Annotated in this window: 1 pseudogene; it reads right to left on the bottom strand. The window is 58.7% G+C overall.

The features are described from left to right. Nucleotides 1-363: pseudogene (locus tag KVG87_RS25745) on the bottom strand (hypothetical protein); the annotation flags it as partial. Nucleotides 364-438 lie beyond the last annotated feature (75 nt).

Genomic DNA, 438 nt, shown 5'->3' on the forward strand with positions numbered 1-438 from the left:
GCTCAGGTCAATCGACCAGTCGCCATCCTGACTCAATATTTTCGGATCGCCCAAGGGCCGATCAAACTGCTTGTCGCGCAGTTGCAAAGTGGCGCCCACCATACCCATCGTGCCCTCGACCGTTACAGCACGACCGACTTCCGAGCCGTCCGGCGGCTGGGTAATCACTGGCGTGACCATTGCTCTCCTGACAACGAAGGTCGTGGACGTCGGCTGCGAAGTTTGCTGAGCGGCGACTTGGGTCACTGTGACGGTATGTGTGATATCCAGGGCAAACTCTTTGTCGCGCCTGAACTGCCACGCGTCTGAACTGACAATGCCCTTGTGCACAATGCCGGTTTCGTCGCTGTACTCAATGTTCACGGTTGCACCCGGCCAGCACGTGCCGCTGAACCTGGGCGAAAGTCCGTCATCTTCAGGCTCGTTCAAGCCAGGGGC

It is taken from the genome of Pseudomonas siliginis, from assembly GCF_019145195.1.
Lineage (GTDB): Bacteria > Pseudomonadota > Gammaproteobacteria > Pseudomonadales > Pseudomonadaceae > Aquipseudomonas > Aquipseudomonas siliginis.